Genomic DNA, 24625 nt, shown 5'->3' on the forward strand with positions numbered 1-24625 from the left:
AATGCCAGAGAAGTCCGCCCACTTCAGCCGTGTGCAGGGCAATGCGCGGAAACATGCGCGACTGAAAATGTCGGTGGCCGTCGGCAGGATGCAGAGCATGACACTCTCATTCGACGATTCTCGGCTCACTCCGATCGCCCTCCGCAAGGAGCTGCTCGACATCGGGCACAGCGACAGATCTCTGGCGCAGGCATTACGTACGGGTGCGCTCGCGAGGCCACGGCGCGGCGCCTACGTGGATGGGAGTCTCTGGGAGGGGCTTTCGGAGCAGGATCGGTACGCGGTCCGCTGCCGTGCGGCGTACCGGCAGTCGAAGACCGATGTGGTCCTGTCACACGTCTCGGCCGTTCCCTTCCGTGATGGACCGCTTTGGGGTCTGGATCTCGAAGAGGTGCATCTGAGTCGTTCGGACCATCGCACCGGCCGGCGCGAAGCCGGCGTACGTCAACACAGCGGGAAACTGCTCGAAGCGGATGTCGTGACGGAGAACGGCCTTCTGCTGACCTCGCCGGAGCGAACGGCCGTGGAGGTGACCACCGTGGCTCCCATGGTCGCGGCTCTCGGCGTCGTCAACGATCTCCTGCATCGGAAGATCACGACCCTCGAGCGCGTCAAGGCACGCTATGAGCTCTCGATGGAACATTGGCCGAACTCGCTGTCAACCGAGGTCGTGCTACGACTTGCGGACCCACGCATCGAGTCGCTCGCCGAGTCATTGTTCGTCGGAGTCGCGTGGCTGCAGAGCCTGCCGATGCCGATCCCGCAGTACGAGGTGACGGACTCCGAGGGGAAGACTCGGCGACTCGACTTCGCGCTTCCGGAGTTCGGCGTTTGGTTCGAGATCGACGGCAAGGTCAAGTACGAGCGGCCTTATCGGATCGGGGAGACTGCGACGGACGTGGTTCTCCGGGAGAAGCGCCGCCAAGAGCGGATCGCCGAGGCGACGGGGTGGCGCTGCATGCGGATCTCGTGGGCCGATCTGCAGGATCCCGTACGCCTGGCGGCTCGGATCCGCGCTTTCCTGGAGTCCGCCATCACCGCCCAGGTGCGGAGGAGCGCCTGAGGTCTCCGCCGCACTGAGCGGCGGGGCAGCCTCCGCAGTCACACGTGTCACAGCGCTTAGGCAATCCCTGCACTTCTCCGGTGTTGCATTGCCAGAGAAGTGCAGGGATACCCGGTTAACCGGGTATCCCTGCCGGCCGGCGGCGCAGCCGCGCCCGAACCGCAGCAGCGGCCCACTCGGGGGCGAGGTCGCGGACGCGGCCGGCGCCGCCGCGGCGGGTCTGGCGCCACATGGAGATGCGGTCGGTGAGTGGCATCGCACCGAGGAGGCCGGCGGTGATGTCGGCGCCGGTACGGCTGAACGGGTTGGTCGCCTGGACGGAGACGGTGAGCAGGTCGAGGTGGCCGCGGCCGCGGACGGGGGCGAGCAGGTCATCGCCGAGTCGCTGCGGTGTCAGGTAGAGCGACTCGGCGTCCGCGACCCAGCCGGGGCCGGTGTGGCACTCGAGGATCGCCTGGGCGGTCGCGCTGCCGCGCGAGACCCGTTCACGCGGCCGGCGGACCAGGTCGAGGAGGGTGTCGCGCAGATGGTCGGCGCTCTTCGGGCGGAGCATCAGGTGGTCGATCCCGGGAGAGTCCGAACCCCAGACCGCACACTCGGGCCGATGCCCGCGGAAGGTGACGACGGGGTTGCCGAGGCCGCCGGACTCGAGCAGCGAGGTGAGCCCGGCGAACGGGAACGAGTCGAGGTAGACGTCGGCGGCATGGTGGAGCGGGGCCACGTCGGGGAGCATGCCGACGGCCTGGATCCGCCCGGACGTACGCCGCGCCATCCCGGCCCACGGCTCCGACTCCGGGTTGGGGCCGGCGACCCGCCACTGCAGGCGGGGTTCGGCGGCCACGGCGGCCTCGACGGCCGCCAGGTAGGTGTCGCCGCCCTGGAACTTGCTCGAGTCGGCCGCGGTGACGACCAGGACGTCGGAGGCGCGTACGTTCCATTGCGGCTTCGCGGTCTCGCGACGCTTGGTCCGGCCGCGGACGGACAGCGGCCGGTTTCGCACGATCGACCGCTCCATCGGCAGGCCGCGACGGTGCTGCGCGAGGTCCTGGCCGCTGCGCCGCAGGTGGACGACCCGGTCATAGGCCCGCACCCCGACCCAGAAGACGTGGTCGGTGTTGTCGATGTAGACGACGGGCGGCAGGTCTCGGCGGTCGGCGAAGGCGAGCGCGGGGACCACGTCGAAGGGGTGGCAATGGGAGACGACCAGGTCGGCGGTCGAGGCGAGCGCACGCAGCCGGGCGGCGCGGTGGAGCAGGCTCCCGGGTGTGGTGTCGAGCATGGTCAGGCCGACCCGGTCCCCGAGCCGGGAGGCGATCTTGGCCGGCACCGGCGAGGTCATCTGCCGGGTGGCGACGATCTCGTGGGACCGGTCGGCGAGCTGGTCGGTCCAGCCGGCGATGATCTGGGTGTGCCCGCCGCTCTGGTACATCTGCGTGACCACGTGCAGCGTGCGCCGCGGCCGGGTCGGCACGGCCACGGACGGGAGCGAGCGGCCCAGCTCGGTGAGCAGCAGCTCGAGGGGCTCGTACGCGAACCAGCCGGTGTGGTTGCCCCAGGCGAACTCGGCCGCGGCCTGGGCCAGGGCGGCCGCGCGCTGCGGACGTCGTCGCGCGGCTGCTGCCGCGGCGGCGTACATCTCCTCCAGGGTGTCGTGGTTGTCGTCGAGACGGTCAGACATGGACGTCCTCGTTCAGTGTCGTGGGGGGCTCACTTGGGGTGGGGGAGCCGGCTCCGGAGCGGAACCAGCGGACGTCCTCGCGTCGGCGTCGTAACAGCACCGCCCACACGGCGGCGAGCACCAGGCCGGTGACCGCACAGGTCACCCAGACCGACGGCTGCGCGACCCGCATCCCGACGGCCGCGGCCCAGACGGCGAGCGCGCCGAGAGCCGGCAGGGCGGCTCCGGCGGCGAGGCCACCGAGCCCGACCCCTGCCCGCGCGAGATAGAAGAGATGCAGCGGCAGGATGACGACGAGGCCGACCGCGAACGTGGCCAGGCCGACCCCGCCGACGCCGTCCCACGCCGCCCCCGCCAGCAACGCCGGCACCAGGGCGATCAGCCAGACGATCTGGATCGTCATCAGGCTGCGCGTCGAGCCGGCGATGACCAGGAAGTCGTAGGCGAGCTCGAAGGAGATCCGCAGCACGGCGAGCGCGCCGAGCCACAGGAGCGGTGCCGCGGCCGCCTGCCAGACGTTGCCGTAGACGAGCCCGATCACCTCCGGTGCCAGCGCGGCCAGCGCCGAGCAGCCCGGGAGCGTCACCGTCAGCACCAGCGCGGAGAGCCGCGAGAAGGCCCGCCTCATGCCAACGGGATCGTGCTGCAGCCGAGCGAAGATCACCGGTGTGACCTGCCGCAACGGCTTCGACAGCATCGTGACCGGCCAGCTGGAGAGGTTGAAGGCGACCACGTAGAACCCGAGCGCGGTCGCACCCAGCATGCCGCCGATGACGATCTGGTCGGCGAACCCCACCGCGAAGACCAGGATGCTGGTCACCGCCAGCGGGGCGCCGAAGCGAAGCAGCGTGACCGCATGGGGTCGGGAGAGCCCCAGACGCCACGGCAGCGGCGACATCCGCAGGAACATCACCGTGGTGACGGATACGCCGAGAAGATGACCGATGACCAGGGAGTACGGACCGGCGCCGGCCAGCGCCAGCCCGAGCATGACCGGCACCGCCACGAGCGTCGCCATCTGGTCGATGAGCATCCGCTTGCCCTGCATCAGGTTGCGCTGCAGCAGCGCCGCGGGCGTGGCGCTGATCCCGCTGAGCACCACCGGGACCGCGAAGAGAGCAACCAGCACCGCCGCGTCCGGCTCGCCCATCGCCCGCGCATACGGGCCGGCCCCGATCACCATCCCCGCGGCGATGAGCAGGCTGGCCGCGACCGAGATCGTGGTCACCGTCGGCGCGATCTCGCGCGGGTCGTCCTTCCAGCGCACCACCGCGAGGCTCACGCCGAGCTCGTTGAAGCTCAGCACCGCCATCAGGGCGAGGAAGGCGACGGCGTACGTCCCGTAGCTCTCCGGCCCGAGCAGCCGCGCCACGAGGATGCCGACGACCATCGTGCCGAGCTTGGTCACCGCCGTGTTGGCGATGCTCCAGGCGAGGGCGGTGTGGGGGCGTGTCTCAGCCAAGGTCGGTCTCCGGCGGCGTCTCGGCGCGGCGCGCCTTGCGCCGCAGCAGGATCGGGTCGATGCGTACGACCAGGTAGAGGGTCGCCGCGGCGCCGAGCATCCCGGAGACGGCGAACGCCCGCTTCGAGCTCCCGCCGACGGGGTAGACGACGGTCGAGCCGGGCGCTTCCTTGGTGGTCATCCGGAACGCCTTGGCCACCTGGTACTCGTCCTGCACCCGGTCGAGCGCGGCCGTCATCGCCTCGACCAGCTGTTCCTTCCTGGTGCGCACGGTCTCCGGGTCGGAGCCGACGACCTCGATGATCAACCACTGGTCGGTGTAGTTGGGCGCCCACTGGCCGCCGGTGTCGGGCAGCCGGACGGTCCAGCCGTCGCGTACGCCCATCCCGATCAGCCCCGCGTCGGTGGCGGTGAACTTCGGAATCTGCCGGGTGCCGACGACGAGCTTGCCGACCACGCCGGCGGTGATCACCAGGTCCTCGGAGGTCGCCCGCAGCGCGTTGGGATACTGCGCGTTCTTCGGAGCCAGGAAGACCAGGTCCGTACGCGTCCAGTACACGCTGCGGTCCTGGCTCGCGTAGTTCGCGGCGGCGAGGGTGAGGATCGCGCCGACCACCACGATCGGCCATCGTCGGACCATCGCCCGCAGCAGGTCCCACAGCGCCATGGTCGGAACGCTAGGTCCGCCGAGGCCGGGTCAGCCCAGGTCAGCGGGGTCATCGCCCAAATCGGGTAGGACGTCGGCGAGGTCGGCTCGCACCGATCCTGGATGGGTACGTTCGGCCGCATGGTGTTGTCGGAGTTCGTCGGTGCGATCCGGCGACGTTGGTATCTCGCGGTGGTCGGCATCCTGCTGACCGGAGTGCTCGGCTGGAGCGCATCGGCCTTCGTGGCGCCGACCTACACCGCCCGTGGCCTGGTCCTGATGCTCCCCTCCAAGAACGCGGTCGGCCCCGGCGGCAACCCGTTCCTGGGGCTCGGTGGGCTCGACCTACCGGCCCGGGTCGTGGTCGCCTACTACACCAGCGCGCCTGCCCAGGAGGCGATCGCGGAGGTCACCCCGGGTGCCGCGGTCACGGTCTCGATGGAGGAGTCGACGCGCGGTCCGGTGATCGCGATCGACGTCAGCGCGGACAGTGAGGCCAACGCCATCGAGGCGTTGAACTTCGTCGCCGACTCGATCCCCGACACCCTCGGCAGGCTGCAGGACGAGGTCAACGCGAAGGGCAACGCCCGGCTGCGCTCCCGTCCGCTCGCGCTGGACGAGACCGCCGCCATCGACGGCAGCGGGCCGCTACGGGCGCGGATCATGGCCGTCGTGCTCGGTCTCGCGATGACCGCGGTGCTGGTCTATGCGATCGACGGGATCGTGCTGCGCCGCCGCCTGGCCCGCGAGGAGAGGGCCGCGTCACTGGCTGCGCAGGACGCCGCCTACGACGACGAGCCCGACCAGGACGACCAGTACGACCGGTACGACCAGGACAACCGGGACGACCGCGGCGACGACCACGTCGTCCAGCGCCTCCACGGCTGAGGCAGGAACGATGGCCGTACGCCGTGGTGTCGATGCGGTGACGTGGCTGAGCCTCTACACGTTCGCCGTCTTCGTGATCCCGTCCTGGCTGGTCTTCCGGCCGCTGGGCAGCGCCGGCTCGGTCTCGATGCTGATGGGCCTGGGCAGCTTCGCGATCTGGGTACTGCTGAGCATCGGCCGGCCGCTGCCGGTGGACCGGCCCCCGCAGCCGATGCGGGTGGTCCTGGCGCTGTTCCTGTTCAGCATCGGGGTCACCTATGTCATCGCGATGTCGCGTCCGATCAGCCGCGACGAGGTGAGCCCGGCCGACGTCGCGATCCTCGCGATGGTCTCCTGGGTGGGCACGCTGCTGCTCGCCGGCGACGCCATCCCGAGCATGGCCCGGGTCCATGTACTGGTGTGGCGGCTGGTCGTGGGCGGCACCTTCCTCGCGGTCCTCGGCCTGGCCCAGTTCTTCGCCCGGCAGATCTTCGTCGACCGGATCTCGATCCCCGTCCTGACCCCGATGACGACGGTCGAGCTGGCGATGCGCAACGGCCTTGTACGTCCCGCCGGGACCGCCCTGAGCCCGATCGAGTACGGCACCCTGATGGGGATGCTGGTGCCGATCGCGCTCCACGTCGGCTTCCAGCACCGCAACCTCAACCCTCTCGTCCGCTGGACCCCGGTGGTGCTGATCTGCATGATCATCGCCGCCTCCTCGAGCCGGTCGGCCTACCTCGGCGCCGCCATCGCGGTCGCGGTCTGCATGATCGGCTGGTCGCGCAAGCAGCGCGCGATGGTGCTGGGGCTTGCGGTCGGCGGGCTTGGACTGGTGTTCCTGGTGGCGCCCCGGATCATCAACTCGGTGACAGGCATGTTCGTCGGCGCCGAGGAGGACCCGAGCGTCACCTCGCGCACCGACAGCTACGGGGTGGCCTGGTTCTTCGTCGACCGCAACCCGTTCTTCGGGCGCGGGCTGGGGACGTTCCTGCCGAAGTACCGCATCTTCGACAACCAGTACCTCCAGATGATGGTGAGCATCGGGATCATCGGCCTGCTTCTCTTCGTGGCGTTCGTCGTCGCGACGTTCATCCAGCTCGCCAGGGTCTATCGCGCCTGCGAGGACCCGAAGACGCGTGACCTCGTCGTCGCGCTCATCGGCGCCTCCGCCGCCGGCTTCGCCGGGCTGGCCTTCTTCGACGCGTTCGCCTTCCCGATGACGATGGGCACGATCTTCCTCGTGCTCGGGCTGGCGAGCGCGGTCACGCGTCTGGAGTTCACGCGGGCACCGGATCGCACCGAGGCCGGCGAAGAGCTGGCGCAGTCCGTACGATCCGGGTGACCCGTCCCGGTCAGGTCGTCCTGGTCAGGTCGTTCAGGGCAGGTTGCGCACCACGACGGGCTGGCCGGCGGAGTTCAGCGTCGCGGTCGCGGCCTGCCACTGGGTGACCAGGTTGCACCTGACGTCGAGCGGCCCGAAGACCCAGCTCCGGTCGACCACGTACAGGTTCCTCACCGTGCCGGGCGTGCCGAGCCGGAACGGGTAGCCGCCGCCGCTCACGATCAGGCCGTCGATGTCGACGGAGGTGTTGTCCTGGTCGGGGTAGAAGAACGGGGCGGTGCCGCCACAGCCGTTGGTGTCGACGAAGTCGATGACCGTCTTCCGGACGGTGAGCGCCCCGCCGCCGTACCCCTGGATGCCGTCGCCGTGCCAGTCGGTGCAGACGTCGGGAGAGACGACACGTACGTAGGAGTCGTGGATGGCGACGCCGCCGCACGCTGACCTGCCTTGGGCCCGGAAGCCCTCGGGGACCCCGTCGATGAGTACGTTGCGGGCCGTGTAGCCGCCCGAGGTGACGGCGGGCCAGGCGTCGTCCGTCGTCGGGGCCGTGCCACGGACGATCTCGGAGTCCTCGATGACGAGACCGGTCGCACACGTGCCGCTGGTGAAGTTGGCGATCACCGAGCCGACCGCCTGCACCCGGCGCAGGGTCACGTTCCTGGCGTTGACGGCGATCGTCCCGTTCGTGACACGCAGGTCCTCGACGACGGCGCCCGGTGTGTTGATCGTGTACGTCCCGGTCACCGACCGCTTCGGCTGCCAGCCGTCCGGCAGACCGGCGGATGCGCGGGTCGGGAAGCCACCGGCGGGAGGAGCGGAGGTGGTCGTGGGGGTGGACGTCGTCGGAGTTCCGGCCGGGGAACTCGGCGAGGTCGACGGAGCCGTCGAGGAGCTCGCCGGCGCGCTCGGGCTGACGCTCGCCGAGGGGCTGGGACTCTGGGACGGAGGCGCGCTGGAGGGTGGCGCACTCGCGGACGGCGTCGGTGAGGTCGTCGGCTCCTCGCCGGAGCCGGCCGGCCGCACGACGACGTCGACCTGGTAGTTGGTGGCCCGGTACGTCGAGCGGGGGAACTCGCCCGGACGGTAGTTGTAGACACCCGCGTTCTCGCCGGCCGAGAGCGGACCGTTACTGATCGGGCGGTCGAAGAAGTGTTCGTCGGTCGAGTAGTGACCACCGGGCGCGGTGTACGAGACGACGTAGGAGCGGCCCGGCTTGAGACGTACCGGCTGGTCTAACGAGGCGATCCTCAGGCCGTCCCCGGCCGTGCCGCCGAGCTGGACGCGGGCGAGCGGGCGGCCCCGTCCCGACCACAGGGTCGCCAGGTGCGGGCCGTGGTTGTCCGGGCCCAGGTACACCTGGACCGCGATCGCCTCGACCGGCTCCGAGGTCCGGAACCGCAGCCCGAGCTCGACCGGCCGGGAGTCGGGATCCGTCAGGACCGCGGGGACCGCGTCGTCGCGGAGAAGGCTGACCGTCTCCGGGTGCGCGGTCGCCGTTCCGAACGCCCAGAGGGCGCTGCCTGCGATGAGGGTGACGAGGACGCTGGCGAAGGCGGTACGCCGCCACCGGGTAGACCTGCTGGGCGTGCGGTGGGAGGGCATAAATGCACCTGTTCGTGGGGGGATACCTGGGCAACGGCATCGACCCTAGGCACGGTCCTTACGGTCCCGGCACCTCAAAACTTGGTATAAATGGCGGATTTTCCAGCCCGGAAGTCACTCGCAGGGTAGGTCGCGGATCGGGACGGGCTGGCCCGCTGAGTCCATGGTGACCACGGCCGCGCTCCACTCGGTGACCACCGAGCAGTCCACGTCGAGCGGGCTGTAGACCCAACTCTGGTCGACCACGTAGAGGTTGTTGACCGGGCCGGGCATGCCGTTGCGGAACGGGTAGCCGCCGCCCGCCACGACCAGGCCGTCGATGTCGACCGATTCGTTGCCCTGACCTTCGGGGTTGAAGAACGGGGCGGTGCCGTGGCACTCGTTCTTCACGTCCAGGATCATCACCGTACGGCGTACCTTGACCTTGCCGCCGCCGTAGCCCTGCAGGCCGTCGCCGTGCCAGTCGCTGCACACGTCCGGGGAGGTGACCCGGATGAAGGAGTCCTGGATGCCGATGCCGCCGCAGCGCTCCTTGTTGGAGGCGCGCAGCCCCTCGGGTACGCCGTCGATGACGACGTTGCGCACCGTGTAGCCGCCCGCGGAGACCGCCGGCCAGGCTTCCTCGGTCGTGGGGGCGCTGCTCCGGATGAAGTCGGAGTCCTCGATCAGCAGCCCGGTGTTGCACTGGTCGTTGTAGTCGTTGACCACGACCGAGGCGATCGCCTCGACGCGGCGCAGGGTGACGCCGGGCGCGGTGACGTAGATGACGCCGTTGGTGATCCGCAGGTCCTCCACGACCGCCCCGCGATGCCGGATCCAGAAGTCTCCGGTCGCGGTGCGCTTCGGCTTCCAGCCGGCGGGCAGGCCTGCTGACTCACGGGTGGGGAAGCCCTTGGCAGGGGGTGCGGCGGTGTTCGAGGACTGCGTACGCTCCGGGGTCGCCGACGGCGCGGGAGTCGGTGTAGGCGGCGTCGAGGAGACCAACGGGCTCGGGTCGGCCGAGGGGGAGGGAGACACGCTCGCGGGTGGCTGGACCGTCGGCAGCGAGTCGGAGCCGACGTTGCTCACCTGGTCCGAGTCGGGCCACAGGAACCAGGTCATGGCGACCAGCAGCAGAGCCAGCCCACCGATGATCGCGATCCGCCGGCGCCGGCCTGGCTTGGTTGGCATGTGTTCGCACCCGTTCGCGTCTCGATGGCGATGGTTTTGTCGGCACTGTCGCGTCGACACTGCCCGACCTCGTGGTCGGGGGCATCCTTCAAACTGGTTACTTCTCTCGGGCGGCGCAGGGGTTCAGCGCAGCCTCTTGACCAGGCCCGCGGCCTGGCGTTCCACCCTTCTGGCGATGCCCTGCCCGGTCAGGATGTGGCTGCGTACGCTGGCCCCGTCGTCGTCCGCGGTGATGCTGAACCTCGGCTGTAGCCAGGCTCCGGCCACCGCCTGGGCGCGGTCGCTGGTGTAGACCTGCTGGTAGCTCAGCCGGCGCAGGTGACGCAGCGTGGCGCGGTCGTAGCGGCCGAGTGGGAGCGCCGCCTCGTCCACCGTCTCCCCGGCCGCCATGGTGATCTGCTCGCGGGCCTGGATCAGCTCGCGGCGTACTCCTGCGGCGTCGAGGCCGCGCCAGCTGACGTGGTCCATGCCGTGGGTGCCGATCCGCATGCCCGCCACCCGGAGGAGACGGACGTCGAGGCGGTCGACGCTTCCCGGCTTCCCCAGCCGTCCCGCGAGTACGAAGAAGGTCGCGGTCAGGCCGCGGGCCTGCAGGCCCGGCAGCCCGATCGCGACGTCGGAGTGGTTGCCGTCGTCGAAGCTGATCCGCACCTCGGGGCGGCCGGCGACGGCATCGAGGATGTCCTCGTAGGCGTCCTGGCTGATCCAGTAGCGGTCCTCGCCCGGCTCCAGCTCGCGCTCGGGCTCGCCGATGCCGTGGAAGCAGATGTTGGTCACGTGGGCGGGCATGCTCTCCACGTTAAGGATCCGGAGGTCGCGTCCGGACCACCTGCGCGAAGGCCTACCTCATACGGGGGATCTGCGGTCGGGAGGCGGGCCCAGCGGGGGTGCACCCCGTTGAGACTCATGACGTGTCGCTCCCGATCCGCACCATCGCCGTCGTGGTGGTGACCTACAACAGCGCTCACCTGCTGGCCGATCTCGTCGGCTCCCTGCCGGGTGGGCTCGCCGGGCTCGGGTGGCGGCTGGTGGTCGCCGACAACGCCTCCGCCGACGACACGGTGGCGACCGCGCGCCACCTCGCGCCGGACGCGACCGTCGTCGAGACCGGCCGCAACGGCGGCTACGCGGCTGGGATCAATGCGGGCGTCGCGGCCGCCTTCGCCGCGGATCCGGACGTCGACGCAGTGCTGGTGCTCAACCCGGACGTACGTCTCGAGCCGGACTGTGTCGCGGCGCTCGCGCGCGAGCTCGTGCCCGGGGTCGGCGTCGCCGTGCCCAGGCTGGTCGATGCCGAGGGCCGGCTGATCGAGTCGATGCGTGGCGCCCCGAGCCTGGTGCGGGCCTTTGCCGACGCCGTGGTGGGCGCCAACCGAGCCGGCCGGGTCCGGTGGGCGGGGGAGATCGTGGCCGACCCGGCGGAGTACGAGCGCGGTCAGGACACCGACTGGGCCGAGGGGTCGACGCAGCTGATCAGCGCCGAGTGCTGGCGCGCGTGCGGTCCCTGGGACGAGTCCTACTTCCTCTACTCCGAGGAGACCGAGTTCCACCTGCGCGCCCGCGATCGGGGCTTCCGGGTGCGGTTCGTGCCCGCCGCGCGCGCCGTGCACCTCGGCGGCGAGTCCACCACCTCGCCGGGGCTGTGGGCACTCCTGGTCGCCAACCGGGTGCGGCTCTTCACGGTCCGCCGCGGGCGGGTCCAAGGGGCTGCGTACTGGCTGATGGTGCTGGCCCGCGAGTGCAGCCGGGCGCTGCTGGGGAAGCAGACGTCGCGACGTGCCGTACGCACCCTGGTCAGCCCCCGCCGGATGAGCGCCCCGCGTGGGCCGGAGTGGGTGGCGAGCGCATGAAGGCCGTGCTCGCCCCGATCACCGCCGACGACCTTCCGGCTGTCTCGGCGTTCCTGCACGAGCAGCTGAACCCGCGGGTGCAGGAGCTGGAGTGGACCCAGGCGCTGCGGGTGCCCTGGGACGTACCCCAGCCCAACCACGGGTTCTTCCTCGCCGAGGGGGAGCGGGTGGTCGGGGCCTACCTCGCCTATTACTCCGAGCGGAGGGTCGGCGCGGAGACGCTCCAGGTCTGCAACCTGGGCGCCTGGTGCGTCCTCGACAGCCACCGCCACCAAGGGCTGCGGCTGCTGACCACGCTGCTCAAGCAACCGGGCTACGAGTTCACCGACTTCTCGCCCTCGGGCAACGTGATCGCGCTCAACCGGAAGCTCAAGTTCACCGACCTGGACACGACCACCTCGCTGGTCCCCGCAGTGGGCCTGCCGGGGCGCGGGGTGCGGGTGAGCAGTCGTCCCGACGTACTGGACTCGGTGCTGCAGGGCGCGGAGCGGGACCTCTATGCCGACCATCGAGCCGCGGCGGCGGCCCGGCACGTGGTGCTGAGCACGGGCTCCGAGCACTGCTACGTCGTGGCCCGCAAGGACACCCGCAAGGGCGTACGCGCCTTCGCCTCGGTCCTCTACGCGAGCAACCCGGAGCTGCTCCGGTGGCACGCGCCGCGGCTGGCCTCGCACCTGCTGTCCCAGCACGGCGCCGCCGCGACCCTGGTCGAGCACCGGGTCGCGGGTGGGGCGCCGAAGGGTTCCTACCGGCTCTCGCGGTCGCGGCCGAAGATGCTGCGCAGCGACGCCCTCGACCCGGCGCGGGTCGACTACCTGTACAGCGAGCTGACATGTCTGGAGTGGTGAGATGCCGAACGTTGGGGGCCTAGCCGTCGGGGGCGTACCCGTGCGGCTGCTGGCGGAGAGGGTCGGCTCGACGCCGTTCTTCGCCTACGACCGGGCCGCGATCGATGCCCGGGTCGCCTCGTTGCGCGAGGCGCTGCCCGGGGATGTGCGCCTGAGCTATGCGGTCAAGGCCAACCCGATGCCCGCGGTGGTGCAGCATCTGGCCCGGGCCGTCGACGCGCTCGACGTCGCCTCGGGGGCGGAGATGCGGGTGGCGCTCGACACCGGGATGGCGCCGGGTGAGGTGAGCTTCGCGGGACCGGGGAAGTCGGTCGCGGAGCTGACCCAGGCCGTCGCGGCCGGGGTGCTCGTCGAGATCGAGTCGCCGCTCGAGGCCGACCGCCTGGTCGAGGCCGCCGAACGGCTCGGGATCCGGCCGCGGGTCGCGGTGCGGGTCAACCCGGACTTCGAGGTCAAGGGCTCCGGGATGCGGATGGGCGGCGGCGCCCAGCAGTTCGGAGTCGACGCCGAGACGGTGCCGCTGCTGCTCAAGACGCTGCACGACCGCGACGTCGAGGTGGCCGGCTTCCACGTCTTCTCCGGCTCCCAGAACCTGCACGCCGAGATCCTCGCCGAGGCTCAGGAGCGCACCGTCGACCTCGTCCTGCGGCTGTCCGGTGACCTTCCGGAGGCGATGACCTATCTCAACATCGGCGGCGGCTTCGGCATCCCGTACTACACCCAGGACCAGCCCCTCGACCTCCCGCTGGTCGGGTCACGCCTCGAGGAGCTGCTGGCCACCCGGGTACGTCCTTCGCTGCCGTCCGCGCAGGTCGTCATCGAGCTCGGCCGCTATCTGGTCGGTGAGGCCGGGGTCTATGTGACCAGGGTCGTCGACCGCAAGATCTCCCGCGGCAAGACCTTCCTGATCGTCGACGGCGGCATGCACCACCAGCTCGCCGCCTCCGGCAACTTCGGCCAGGTCATCCGCCGCAACTACCCGATCTCGGTCGCCCCGGCTGCCGGTGATGCCGAGGCGGTGGAGGAGACCGTGCAGGTCGTCGGCTGCCTCTGCACGCCCCTGGACCTGCTCGGCGACAAGGTGAGCCTGCCGCGCGCCGAGGTCGGCGACCTCGTCCTAGTCCACCAGGCCGGGGCGTACGGCCTCACCGCCAGCCCCACCGCCTTCCTGAGCCACCCGGCGCCGCTCGAAGTGCTCGTCTGAGTCCCTGAACCCGTTGAACCCGAAGGAGTCCCCATGACCATCGACACCACCGAAGCGACCCTCGACGGGGTCGGCGAGGCGATCACCGAGGTGATCGGCACCGATCACAGCGCCGGCACGCTGAGCGCGGACACCCTGCTCTTCGGCTCCCTGCCCGAGCTCGACTCGCTCGCGCTCGTCGAGCTGATCACCGTCCTGGAGGAACGTTTCGGGTTCGAGATGGACGAGGACGACATCAACGCCGAGGTCTTCGAGTCCGTCGGGTCCTTGGCGGAGTACGTGCGCGCGCAGATCGGTTGACCGCCGGTCGGCCCCGCTGGTCTCGACACGCTCGCTGGCGCTCGCGGCTCGACCAGCGTGGCTCAACCAGCGGTGGCAGCGAGGAGCTGAGCGGCGGCCTGGTCGATCTTGCCGTTCCCGAGGCGGGGGAGCTGGGCGACGGGGACGAGTACGTCCGGGACCGAGTCGGGACGCAGGACCGTCGGGAGCCGCCGGCGGAGATCGCCGAGATCAGCACCGGGGCCCTCGACGAGGCTGACCAGGCCGCCCTCGGGGGTGGCGGCGGTGAAGGTGGCCAGGCCGAAGGCCTGCTTCACCTCGGCGTCGAGCGCGTCCAGGTCGACGAAGCTCGCGCTGCGCTTCACCCGACGCCCCGCGCGGCCCAGGCAGAAGAGCTCCTCGCCGCGCCGGGCGCCGACGTCGCCGGTGAGCACCCGCTCCCGGCCCTCCCAGCGCGGGAACTCCCCGTTCGGGTTGCCGAAGAGATAGCCGCCGGGCAGGTGCGGCGACTCGATGGCCAGCATGTCGGCGGCCTCGTTGGGAAGCAATGACGTACGCCACGCCCCGACCGCCCCGCGCCCGATCCCGACCGCGCCATGGACCGTCGACAGCTCGTCGCCGGCATCGAACCGGGCGGCGCTGGCGAACCCGATCGTCTCGCTGGTGCCGTACGTGTTGACGACGGTCGCGACGCCGAGGTCGAAGACGCGCTGGGCGTCGGCGGCGGAGAGCCGGTCGCCGCCGGAGCCCCAGACCCGCAGGGTCCGCGGGGCTCCGTCGATCCGCTCGGCGGCCGCGAGGTCGATGAACCGGGGAGCCAGCCGCAGGTGCGTCGCCTCGACGCGGGCGCAGAAGCCGAGCGGCCGGAGCCGGTCGCCCAGCGAACCGGAGAGGTGGAGGGAGGAGCCGGCGGCCAGGGCGACAAGCAGGTTGGTCATCGCCAGGTCGTAGGAGAGATGCGAGACCTCGGCCCACACCGAGGAGGCGTCGAGGTCGAGCACGGCCGCGCCGTGCGGGACGAAGGCGTCGATGCCGGCCCAGGACGACAGCACGCCCTTGGGGCCACCGCCCGTGGAGCCGGAGGACATCGCGACGTACCCGGCCTCCAGTGCCTCCCGAGACGAGGACGATGACGACGCGACGGCCCGGATCCCCGACCGGTCGAGCACCACGTCGGGATGCAGCGCCTGGAGGAGGGACCGGCGGTGCTCCTCGGCGGCCGACGGGTCCACGAAGCAGACCGAGAGATCGCCGAGGATCGCGGCCACGAGCGCGACGACGGCGTCGGTGGACAGCGGCAGCGACACCGCGACCAGCGGCCGCGGGACACCGGCGGCCGCGACGAGGGCGAGCCGCAGCTCCTCGGCCGCGCCGACCAGCCCGTCCGCACCCACCGACGTGCGCCGGTCCGCGATCACGGCCTGCGACCGGGGTCGGGTGCGTACGGATCGGATTCGCTCGGCCAGCGGGTTCACAGGATGCGAGGCTAGGAGCCGCTGGCCGCTCCGGCACCGGCGTCGCCACTCACGATCCCCGGATTCGGGGATATGCCCGCACATGCCCGACAAGCCGGTCTCGGCACGCTCAACGCTTCTCACATGGTCAACGCAGCCCAGCAGAGACATGGCGTGGCAAAGACGCACGTGCTGATCATTGTCCAGAACCTCCCCGTGCCGTTGGACCGACGTGTCTGGCTGGAGTGCCAGGCGCTGGTCGCGCGCGGTTACGAGGTCAGCGTGATCTGCCCGAAGGGCCCCGGCGATCCCGGGCGCCAGCAGCTCGGCGGCGTACGCATCTACAAGTACCGGCCCGCGCCGCAGGCCCGCGGTGTGCTCGGCTATCTGCTCGAGTTCGTCTACTGCTGGATCCGCACCGCGCTGCTGGCCAACAAGGTCTGGCGGGACCGTCCGTTCGCGATCATGCAGGCGTGCAACCCGCCCGACACCTACTGGCTGCTGGCTCGCATCTGGAAGCGCCGCGGCGTCCGGTTCGTCTTCGACCAGCACGATCTCAACCCCGAGCTTTTCCTCTCCCGGTTCGGCACCCCGACGTCCCTGTCCGGTCGCGCCCAGCTGGCTGCGCTGCGCTGGCTCGAGAAGCAGACGTACGCCACCGCCGACCAGGTCATCTCGACCAACGAGTCCTACCGGAAGGTCGCGATCACCCGCGGCGGGATGGCTCCCGAGGACGTGACCGTGGTCCGCAGCGGACCGGACACCTCGGTGATGCGTCCGGTGCGGCCCCATGACCCGGCGCTCCACGCCGACCGCCACACCCTGGTCTACCTCGGGATCATGGGTCCCCAGGACGGCGTCGACACGGTGCTGGAGGTGATGGAGGAACTCGTCCACCGGCGCGGCCGCAGCGATGTCGACGCGGTGCTGATGGGCTTCGGCGACTGCCTCGAGGACCTCAAGCGGCGCTGCACCGAGCTAGGCCTCGACGATGTCGTCACCTTCACCGGCCGGGCCGGCGCGGCGCTGATCGCTCGGCACCTCAGCGCCGCCGCCATCGGCCTGTGCCCTGACCTGAAGACGCCGCTCAACGATGTCTCGACGATGAACAAGACGATGGAGTACATGGCGTACGCCCTGCCGTCGGTCTCCTTCGACCTGGTCGAGACGCGGGTCTCCGCCGAGGACGCCGCGCTCTTCGTTCCCTCCGGGGACGTGGCCGCGTTCACCGACGCGGTCGAGTCGCTGCTGGACGATCCCGAGCTGCGGGTCGAGCTGGCCCTGCGGGCGCGGGAGCGCGCGGCGAAGGTGCTCGACTGGGGCCCGCAGTCGGCGGCGTACGTGCAGGTCTACGACTCCATGTGCGCGATCGGCGAGGCGCCGAAGGCGGTCGAGGGGTTCGAGTACGTCGATCTGGACGACCCGGACGCGCTTCGCCAGTTCGTGCTCACTCGCGGACCTGCGGTGACGTAACCGATTTGGGGTATATGACCCCGACTTCGGGTCCGCTGTCCCTGCGGATCCCCTTGGATGGCTCCTTGTGTTGAAAATAGGGGCCATCGGCTCCTAGAAACTAGGAGTCAACCCCACGTGACCCCCACTGTACGGATGCTCGGCACCCGTGGTGTGCCCGCTGCCCACGGCGGCTTCGAGACCGCGGTGGAGAACATCGGCCTGGACCTGGTCGACCGCGGCTGGCGAGTCGTCGTCTACTGCCAGGACGACGAGCCGCACGCGGATCTTCGGATCGACTCGTGGAAGGGCATCGAGCGCGTCCACGTGCCGGCCCGGCACGACGGTCCGCGCGGGACGATCGAGTTCGACGTCGGCGCGGTGCGGCACGCAGCCCGGGAGGCCGAGGTGGACGGCAGTTTGTGCGTGACGTTCGGCTACAACACCGGCGCGCTCAACGCGGTGCTGCGCTCCCGCCGCGTGCCCAACATCATCAACATGGACGGCATCGAGTGGAAGCGGGCCCGCTGGTCGGGCCCCGAGAAGGCGTTCCTGTGGACCCAGGAGCGGGCCGCCTGCTGGCTGGGTGACCACCTCATCGCCGACCACCCCGAGATCGCGCGCCACCTGGCGACCCGGGTGCCGGCGGAGAAGATCACCACGATCGCCTACGGCGCCCCCAGCGTCGTCGACGCTCCCGAGTGGGCGGTGCTCGACCACGGGCTGGAGCCGGCTTCGTATCTGACGCTGGTCGCCCGGCCGGTGCCGGAGAACAGCATCCTCGAGGTCGTCCGGGCCTTCTCCAGCCGCCGCTGGGGTCGGAAGCTGGTCGTCCTGGGGACCTATGATCCGGCGGATTCCTACCAGCGCGCCGTCCTCGAGGCGGCCAGCGACGAGGTTGTCTTCCTCGGCGCGATCTACGACACCGACATCGTCTCAGCACTGCGCTTCCACTCCGTCGCGTACGTCCACGGTCATCAGGTCGGCGGCACCAACCCCTCCCTGGTCGAGGCACTCGGCTGCGGCAACGCCGTGATCGCCCACGACAACCGCTACAACCGCTGGGTCGCCGGCGAGGCTGCTCTCTACTTCTCCGACGAGGCCAGCATCGTGGCGGCGCTGGAGCGGCTGCTGTCCGAGCCCGAGCTGGCGGCGTCGCTGTCCGGCCACGCCCGTGCCCGTCACTCCGCCGAGTTCACCTGGAGCCGGATCACCGACCAGTACGAGCAGCTCATCCGCGCCCACCTGCGCTCCTAGACGTCGGTGGCGATGTCCGCGCCTCTCGGTGCCGTCTCGCGGGCGGTGTAGGCGCGGTACGCGAGGACGCAAGCGACGGTGAGGACCGCGGCGCTGACGGCACAGGCTGTGAAGAGGGTGTGCCACTGGTTGTGGTCCGCGGCCGGCCCGGCGATGACGGCGGCGATGGAGCTGCCGATGAAGAGCGAGGCGGCGAAGCAGGCGACGACGGTGCCGCGCGCCTCGGGGACGATCGAGGTGGCCCAGGTCTGCAGCGAGGTGTGCAGGAAGGCCCAAGTGATCCCGAGCATCACGACGATGCCGACGATGGTGGGCACCGAGACCGTCACGGTCGCGGCGGCGTACCCGGCGGTCAGGGCGACGCCTCCGATCGCCATCAGCGCCCAGCGTGGGAGCCGTCGGGTGAGAGCCTTGAGGACCTGCGAGGAGAGCAGGACCGCGATGCCGTACGCAGCCGCCGCCAGGCCGGCTCGCGCTGCGTCGACACCTTGAGCCTGCAGCGCAGGGGCGAGGAGGGTGAGTACGCCCAGGACCAAGCCACCCTCGACGAAGACGAGCAGCCCGACCACCATCACCCAGCGGTTGCTCAGCGCCGCCCGGAACGACGCCCCCACTCCTTGGTTCGTCGCGCGCGGCGGCTCGGCGAGCGAGCGCAGACCCCAGGCGCTGATCAGCGCCACGACCGCCGGCACCGCGAACACGACCCGCCACCCGGCCAGCTGGCCGGTGATCCCCGCGGCCGCTGCGGCCAGCGCGGTCCCGACCGCCATCGCGGCCATCAGGTCCGAGAGCGCCCGCTGCCGGTGGGTCGCGGAGACGGTGTCCCCGACGTACGTCAGTGAGGTCGGCACGATCGCCCCGAAGAACGCTCCCGCGACGACTCGCACGACGACGAGAGTGATCAGGTTCGGGGCCGCCGCTGAGACGAGTCCCGCGATCCCCGCCCCGACCAGCGCCCCCTGCATCAGACGCACCCGTCCGAACCGGTCCGAGAGGGCGCCCCACAACGGCTGGCTGAGGCCGTACGCCAGGTAGTAGCCGCTCGCGATCGCCACCGCCTGCCCCACGGAGACCTCGAACGTCGCCGCGACCAGGACCAGGATCGGGCTCACCACGAACCGGTCGAAGCTGCTCACGAACGAGGCGACCGAGATCCAAAATGGTGGGCGTGTGGGGTCTGGGGGCACGTGTTCAGGTTAGTAAAGGACTTGTGTCCCCGCTGGTCGAGACCTCCCCGCTCCGATGGTCGAGCCGCCGGAGCCGCTAGGCGGAGGCGTGTCGAGACCAACACGGTGGCTTTGCTGGTTTGGGGTGCCGAGAGCTCTCCCTGCCGGGACGTTTCGCTCGGAGGTGGTCGGGGCCGCCGACCCGTTTTCGAGGGTCTTCTCGCCGGGCCCCGGAGTCAAGGACGGCCTTCGGCCGCCGGCTTCGCCGGCCGCTTCGCGGTCCTTGACACCGGGGCCCGGCGAGAAAGATTTGGCTGGCTATCGGGGCGGCGGCCCGGGTGTGGCGCAGCGGGATCTTCCTTGGGACGGGTGAGGTTGATGGGGTGTGAGGGTGGCCCTTCGGGCCACTTATCATCCACAGAAACGAGGCCGTTCGCTCACCGCGAAAACAGTAGTTGACCAGGGAAAATAGATAGCCAGCCAGGCGTTGAAAGCGTAGAATCAGACCCATCACAACACCTCTTTGAAGGGAGGGATGGCGATGAGTCTCGAACGCGACACAAACCACTGGGACACCAACCCCGGTGACGCGATCGACGTAGAACTGAGCGCCATCGAATCCTCCCTCGATCGACTGCTGACCCGGGATCCGGCCTATTGGCGCACCGGGCAGAAGAAGGACTCCCTGGAGCGGCTGGAGAAGCTCCAGGCCAAGCTGGCCGCCGTCAGACTCCGGGTGCTCGCATCTGCTGGCGACATCGCCGAGGAGACCGGCGCCAAGGACGCCTCCGGATGGATGCGGACCGAACTCCTCGTCGACAAAGCTGTGGCTCGCTCCCAGGTGAAACTCGCTGCGGCAGTCACGAAGTACGGCCTCGTGGCTGACGGCCTGGCCGAGGGTGTGGTGTCCCAGGACAAGGCCCGGGTGATCACCCAGGCGTTGGACAAGATCGAGGCTGACCCGGTCGCGAGTGCCGAGGACCTGGTCCTGGCGGAGAAGCTTCTCGTTGACTACGCCTCTCGGTTGACCGCGAACGAGCTCCGCATCGTCGGACGACGGATCCTGTGTGAGATCGACCCGGCCCGGTTCGAGGACGCCGAAGCCAAAGCCCTCCTCGCTGAAGAAGAACGGGCTCAGCAGAAGACCGCGTTGCGGGTGTGGGACAACCACGACGGCACCGTCGGCTTCGACGGCGTCCTGCCGACATCGATCGGGATGAGGTTCAAACGGCTGGTCGAGGCCTGGGCACAGCCCCGCAAACAACAGCTCGTCGCCAAAGGTGCTCCGTTGCCGCCGTGGGAACGACTCATGGGACAAGGCTTCGCCCGGCTCCTGGAGACCATCGACCCAGCCGCGCTGCCTCGTCACGGTGGCGACGCCACCGTGGTCAACGTTGTGATCAGCCTGGAGGAGCTCCGTAAGGACCTCGGCATCGCCACCCTGGGCTATGACGAGACCGACGGGGCCACCATCTCCGCGGCGGAGGCACGGAGGATGGCGTGCAACGCCACGATCATCCCCTGGGTGTTGGGTGGCGACAGTGAGGTTCTCGATGCTGGTAGGGGCAGCAGGTTCTTCCAGCCCATCCAGCGCAAAGCGTTGCGGTTGCAGCAGAAGTGTTGCCAGGCCGAGGGGTGTGACATGCCACCGGAGTGGTGCGACGCGCACCATCTAGACCCGTGGGCCGCCGGTGGGAAGACAGATCTGAAGGCCGGTGCGCTGCTCTGTCCCCACCATCACCGCCTCGCCCACGCACCCGGCTATACCCATGAGCGGCTACCCGACGGGACCATCCGATTCACCCGTCGCCCCTAGCTGGCTGGGCGGGGCATCACTTCACCGGGTCCCGGCCGCGAGGCGAGGACCCCAGCCGGCGACCGGTTTCAGCTCTTGCTGAAACCCGCCCGTCCCGGTACCCACCGAGCATTCCGGCCAGAGCCCTTGACTCCGTACTCGCCACCTACCTACTGGCGGGGACACTTCCCCACTGCAGTGGAGGTTCCCCACGCTCCGGAGGGTGGGGATCCTCTGCGCCCGTGGGGAACTCTTCGGATCAGTGGGGAACTGATGACCTGCCTTGACCGACCCCGACCCGGCCAGAGCGACGGTGACCTTGTGAACGGTTCACAAGGTCACGCCCACTGCCGTAGGCACCCACGAGGCACGATCCACCGGCGCACGGCCAGCCACAGCCCCCAAGCCCGCACCCAACTGAATCCGCTGCGCCAGACCCTGCCGCCGACCCGATAGCCAGCCAAAATTCTCGACGGATCCCGGTGTCAAGGATCGCCGGAGGCGACCGGCGAAGCCGGCGGCCGAAGGCCGTCCTTGACTCCGGGATTCGGCGAGAACACCCTCCTCGAAAGGGTCGGCGGCAAACACCAACCACCCAGCAACGGTCGACGACCTGCACCCCGACGACGTACAACCCGTCTCGTCGCCACCCAAGAATCGAGCGTCGCGACGATCTACGGATACAACGAAACCCGAAACGCGGCGGCGTGGAGTGCGGCCGACTCCGGCCATTCGCGCGCCGATAGATCGGGACGCCCGGCGGGCGGATTGGCGGTGACGGCCTTCAACGCACGCTCCAGGTCCTCGATGGTGAGGGTGCCTTCGAAGAGGTGGAGCCAGCCTTCGCCGACCTCCTCGGCCAGGCGACGGTTGACCTCGTTGTCGGGGGCCAGGACCGGGGTGTCGAGGGAGAGTGCGAGCAGGAGGGCGCCGGAGTTGTGCATGGCCTTGTAGGGCAGTACCACCAACGTGGCGGCGGCGATCTCGGCGGCCAGGGTGGGGTCGTCGGCGTAGCTCAGGTCGGCGCTGATCCGGGCGTCGGCGGCTGCGGCAGCACGGACGCGGTCGGCGAGAGCGGGGTCGGAGGGGGAGCCGACGAGGCGTACGTCGAGCTCTGCCTCGGGGCTGTCGGCGATCGCCTCCAGGAGCTGTTCGACGCCCTTGTAGGGCTTGATCAGGCCGAAGTAGAGCACCCGACTGTCGACCGGCTCGATGGGTTCGAGCGCCTCGATCACGGGCTCGAACCAGTCGCGGTAGTGGGCGTGGACGATCGTCGAGGTCGGTACGTCGAGCGGGGGAGCGGTCTGGTCGGTGAGCCGGATGACGTGCCTGGTGCGGCGCTCGAGGGCGTCGAGGAGCCGGTGGTCCCAGCGGCTCAGGCCGTTGGGTCGGACGAGGTTGTGCCAGGTGCGTACGACCGGAGTCCGGGTCAGCCGGAGACGGGTGATGAACGCGGTGGTGAGGAGGCGGCGGGCCAGCCGGCGCAGCGGCGTACGTGCCGACGTCAGCAGCAGCTCGGGCCAGTGCACGTGGAAGACGTCGTAGCGGCCCACGATGGCCCGGGCGAAGCCGAACAGCACGACCTCGGTGTCGTCGCGCCGATCCAGGGTCTCGATGAGCTGGACGATGTAGGGGTTGGTCGTCGCGCGCAGCTCTCGGGCCGACTCCAGGACCCGTACCGGGCGGTCGCGGCGCCCGTCGCGCAGCCCGCGCAGGACCGCGGAGACCGGTCGTACCGGGTGCAGGAGCTGTCGGCGGCCACCTCGCATCAGGATCTCGTACGCAGCCCCGAAGGCCCCGCGACGCCAGGCCTGCTGCCGCTCCTGGCTGAGCCAGGTCCGCGCGAAGAGGGCGCGGTTGCGGATGTTGAAGTAGTAGTAGGCCGGCGACTTGGCGCGGGAACCCTCCAGGCGCTGGGTGCCGCCGCCGGAGTGGATCGCCGTGGCCCCGTCGATGACCGCGACCCGGCCGCCGAGCGCCTGGACCCGGGCGCACAGGTCGACGTCCTCCCAGTAGAGGAAGTAGCGCTCGTCGAAGCCGGACAGCCGCTCCCACAGCTCACGTGTGACCGCGATGCAGGCCCCGGTGACCCAGGGCAGAGTGTCCGCCTCCGGGTGCTCGGTGCGGCGTCGCCAGGGGCGCATCGCGCCCGTGTCCAGGTCGAGATCGAGACCCGCGGAGGCGACCTCACCGTCCGGGCCGAGCACCGTCGGCCCGGCGAGCAGCAGCGGTTCGGCCTCGACAGCGGCCATGAGGCGTACGGCCGACTCGGCGTCGATCGTGGCATCCGGGTTGAGGAAGAGCAGCACCTCGGCCCCATCGGCCAGCGCAGCCGCGGCGCCCAGGTTGCAGCCGGCGCCGAAGCCGGTGTTGGTGCCGGGGAAGACGCCGGTCCAGCCCCCGCGGTCGCAGAGCTGCCGGACCGCGTCGCGATGGGCGTCGGTCGAGTGGTTGTCGACGACGACGATCCTGGCCGGCCCGAGCGCGGCGGCGACCTGGGTCGTGTGCCGCTCCAGCAGGGCGGGATCGCCGTAGCTGACCACCACCACGGCGAGCCGGGAGAGCTCGCTCACGACGAGACCTCCACCGAGCCGTCGAGCACGCGCAGCTCACGCCACCACTTGCGCAGCGCGATGGCCAGCGCGGCGGCGTTGCAGACGAAGACGAGGGCGTAGACCCAGGTGAAGACCGCCCCGAAACCGAGCAGCACGAACATCCAGCACTGCGCGCCGTAGTCCATCGGCAGCAGCGCCCACTTGCGCAGCGGGTTCTCGTGGACCGATGCGGGCGATCCGGGAGGCCCGCTCACAGGGGCCGGGCGCAGCGTCGGCATCAGGATCAACCCGAAGTACGTGACCACGGCAACCACCTCGAAGCCCAGCGGCACCAGCAGCCAGCCGTCGGTGACCGGACCGAAGCGATACCAGGACACCAGCACCGCCAGATGCAGGCTGGCGGTCTTGAAGCAGTCGATGGTGTGGTCGAGCCATTCGCCCGAGCGCGACCCGCCGCCACGCAGCCGGGCGAGCTGCCCGTCGGAGGAGTCGAGCACATAGCCCGCGGCCAGCAGCACCGCGACCAGGATCCCGGTCCACCAGCGCGGCTCGACCATCGCGAGCACCGCCAGGCCGGCCGCCGAGAGCGTCGCGCTCACCGCCGTCACCTGGTTGGGGCTCGCCCCGACGGTGTGGGCGGCCGCGGCGACGACCCGGCCGGCGGGCCGATTGACCAGCCGCGAGTAGGCCGCGGTGTTGAGTGAGGGCTTCTGTGCCTGAGCCAGCGCCTCCAGATGTGCACGGAACCCGGCTGAGGCGCGTTCGGCGCCGGTCGCGGCCATGCTCGATCCTGCTTCGCTCATACGTGCACACGTGGGGGAGGGGTTGGACATGCGGACCTTAGGTGACCCTCGATCGTCGTAGGGCACGAAGCGCGTCCACTCCCCAGATCTGGGTAGGACTTTGTCAGGACCTTCGGCCCGGGCCGTCCT

At 70.2% G+C, this 24625-nt stretch carries 20 protein-coding genes; 10 read left to right on the plus strand and 10 right to left on the minus strand.

The annotated features are described in order from the left end of the window. Position 1: 1 nt before the first annotated feature. Positions 2-1063 (plus strand): hypothetical protein, encoded by a 1062-nt coding sequence (locus ACIO3S_RS07125; RefSeq protein ID WP_400460931.1) that lies wholly within the window; start codon positions 2-4, stop codon positions 1061-1063. A 115-nt stretch (positions 1064-1178) separates the two neighbouring features. Here the strand turns inward: ACIO3S_RS07125 and ACIO3S_RS07130 are convergent, their stop codons facing one another. Genes ACIO3S_RS07130 through ACIO3S_RS07140 form a run of 3 tightly spaced genes read right to left on the minus strand, consistent with a single transcriptional unit; the run spans position 1179 to position 4870 of the window. After that, complete coding sequence (locus ACIO3S_RS07130) at positions 1179-2741, minus strand: hypothetical protein (protein WP_400460933.1); 1563 nt, start codon at positions 2739-2741, stop codon at positions 1179-1181. After that, entirely contained in the window at positions 2734-4203 is a 1470-nt protein-coding gene (locus ACIO3S_RS07135; protein WP_400460935.1) for an oligosaccharide flippase family protein, read from the minus strand. The genes ACIO3S_RS07130 and ACIO3S_RS07135 overlap by 8 nt, the downstream gene beginning before the upstream one ends. Next, on the minus strand, positions 4196-4870 hold the full coding sequence (locus ACIO3S_RS07140; RefSeq protein WP_400460937.1) for a hypothetical protein: 675 nt from the start codon (positions 4868-4870) through the stop codon (positions 4196-4198). Before ACIO3S_RS07140 ends, ACIO3S_RS07135 begins: the two co-directional genes overlap by 8 nt. Positions 4871-4990: 120 nt before the next feature. On the opposite strand from ACIO3S_RS07140, the gene ACIO3S_RS07145 reads away from it, so the two are divergent. Then, positions 4991-5737, plus strand: coding sequence for a hypothetical protein (locus tag ACIO3S_RS07145; RefSeq protein ID WP_400460941.1), 747 nt, complete (start codon positions 4991-4993; stop codon positions 5735-5737). Positions 5738-5747: 10 nt separating this feature from the next. Next, on the plus strand, positions 5748-7061 hold the full coding sequence (locus tag ACIO3S_RS07150; protein WP_400460946.1) for an O-antigen ligase family protein: 1314 nt from the start codon (positions 5748-5750) through the stop codon (positions 7059-7061). A 33-nt stretch (positions 7062-7094) separates the two neighbouring features. On the opposite strand, the gene ACIO3S_RS07155 is transcribed toward ACIO3S_RS07150, so the two are convergent. The 3 genes from ACIO3S_RS07155 to ACIO3S_RS07165 form a co-directional block, all read right to left on the minus strand. Further along, a complete protein-coding gene (locus ACIO3S_RS07155) occupies positions 7095-8663 on the minus strand; it encodes a DUF4082 domain-containing protein (protein ID WP_400460949.1) in 1569 nt (522 codons plus the stop codon). Positions 8664-8777: 114 nt separating this feature from the next. Continuing rightward, on the minus strand, positions 8778-9833 hold the full coding sequence (locus tag ACIO3S_RS07160; RefSeq protein ID WP_400460951.1) for a hypothetical protein: 1056 nt from the start codon (positions 9831-9833) through the stop codon (positions 8778-8780). Positions 9834-9956: 123 nt separating this feature from the next. Next, positions 9957-10622: a polysaccharide deacetylase family protein gene (locus ACIO3S_RS07165; protein WP_400460953.1), complete on the minus strand. Its 666-nt coding sequence runs from the start codon at positions 10620-10622 to the stop codon at positions 9957-9959. A 122-nt stretch (positions 10623-10744) separates the two neighbouring features. On the opposite strand from ACIO3S_RS07165, the gene ACIO3S_RS07170 reads away from it, so the two are divergent. From ACIO3S_RS07170 to ACIO3S_RS07185, 4 genes are read left to right on the plus strand one after another with little or no spacing between them, the layout of a single operon-like run. After that, complete coding sequence (locus tag ACIO3S_RS07170) at positions 10745-11683, plus strand: glycosyltransferase (protein WP_400460955.1); 939 nt, start codon at positions 10745-10747, stop codon at positions 11681-11683. Next, on the plus strand, positions 11680-12531 hold the full coding sequence (locus ACIO3S_RS07175; protein WP_400460957.1) for a hypothetical protein: 852 nt from the start codon (positions 11680-11682) through the stop codon (positions 12529-12531). Before ACIO3S_RS07170 ends, ACIO3S_RS07175 begins: the two co-directional genes overlap by 4 nt. A gap of 1 nt (position 12532) precedes the next feature. After that, positions 12533-13735: a pyridoxal-dependent decarboxylase, exosortase A system-associated gene (locus ACIO3S_RS07180; RefSeq protein ID WP_400460959.1), complete on the plus strand. Its 1203-nt coding sequence runs from the start codon at positions 12533-12535 to the stop codon at positions 13733-13735. A gap of 33 nt (positions 13736-13768) precedes the next feature. Continuing rightward, complete coding sequence (locus ACIO3S_RS07185; protein ID WP_350719830.1) at positions 13769-14035, plus strand: phosphopantetheine-binding protein; 267 nt, start codon at positions 13769-13771, stop codon at positions 14033-14035. Positions 14036-14097: 62 nt separating this feature from the next. Here the strand turns inward: ACIO3S_RS07185 and ACIO3S_RS07190 are convergent, their stop codons facing one another. After that, positions 14098-15489, minus strand: coding sequence for an AMP-binding protein (locus ACIO3S_RS07190; RefSeq protein WP_400460966.1), 1392 nt, complete (start codon positions 15487-15489; stop codon positions 14098-14100). A gap of 153 nt (positions 15490-15642) precedes the next feature. Here ACIO3S_RS07190 and ACIO3S_RS07195 point away from each other — a divergent pair, with 153 nt between their 5' ends. Then, a complete protein-coding gene (locus ACIO3S_RS07195) occupies positions 15643-16941 on the plus strand; it encodes a glycosyltransferase family 4 protein (protein WP_400460969.1) in 1299 nt (432 codons plus the stop codon). A 117-nt stretch (positions 16942-17058) separates the two neighbouring features. Next, positions 17059-18177, plus strand: a complete 1119-nt coding sequence (locus tag ACIO3S_RS07200; protein ID WP_400460971.1) for a DUF1972 domain-containing protein — start codon at positions 17059-17061, stop codon at positions 18175-18177. On the opposite strand, the gene ACIO3S_RS07205 is transcribed toward ACIO3S_RS07200, so the two are convergent. Then, on the minus strand, positions 18174-19364 hold the full coding sequence (locus ACIO3S_RS07205) for an MFS transporter (RefSeq protein WP_400460973.1): 1191 nt from the start codon (positions 19362-19364) through the stop codon (positions 18174-18176). The two genes, ACIO3S_RS07200 and ACIO3S_RS07205, sit on opposite strands and share 4 nt — an antisense overlap. Before the next feature lie 520 nt (positions 19365-19884). Between ACIO3S_RS07205 and ACIO3S_RS07210 the strand changes: the two genes are divergently transcribed. Continuing rightward, complete coding sequence (locus ACIO3S_RS07210; protein WP_400460975.1) at positions 19885-21159, plus strand: DUF222 domain-containing protein; 1275 nt, start codon at positions 19885-19887, stop codon at positions 21157-21159. A 653-nt stretch (positions 21160-21812) separates the two neighbouring features. Here ACIO3S_RS07210 and ACIO3S_RS07215 read toward each other — a convergent pair. Together ACIO3S_RS07215 and ACIO3S_RS07220 are read right to left on the minus strand one after the other, a co-directional pair. Next, positions 21813-23711: a glycosyltransferase gene (locus ACIO3S_RS07215; RefSeq protein WP_400460977.1), complete on the minus strand. Its 1899-nt coding sequence runs from the start codon at positions 23709-23711 to the stop codon at positions 21813-21815. After that, the gene (locus ACIO3S_RS07220; RefSeq protein WP_400460979.1) at positions 23708-24475 is read right to left on the minus strand and encodes a CDP-alcohol phosphatidyltransferase family protein; all 768 of its coding nucleotides are present in this window, start codon (positions 24473-24475) and stop codon (positions 23708-23710) included. The genes ACIO3S_RS07215 and ACIO3S_RS07220 overlap by 4 nt, the downstream gene beginning before the upstream one ends. Positions 24476-24625: the final 150 nt, after the last annotated feature.

Source organism: Nocardioides sp. NPDC087217 (assembly GCF_044744805.1).
Taxonomy (GTDB): Bacteria; Actinomycetota; Actinomycetes; order Propionibacteriales; family Nocardioidaceae; genus Nocardioides.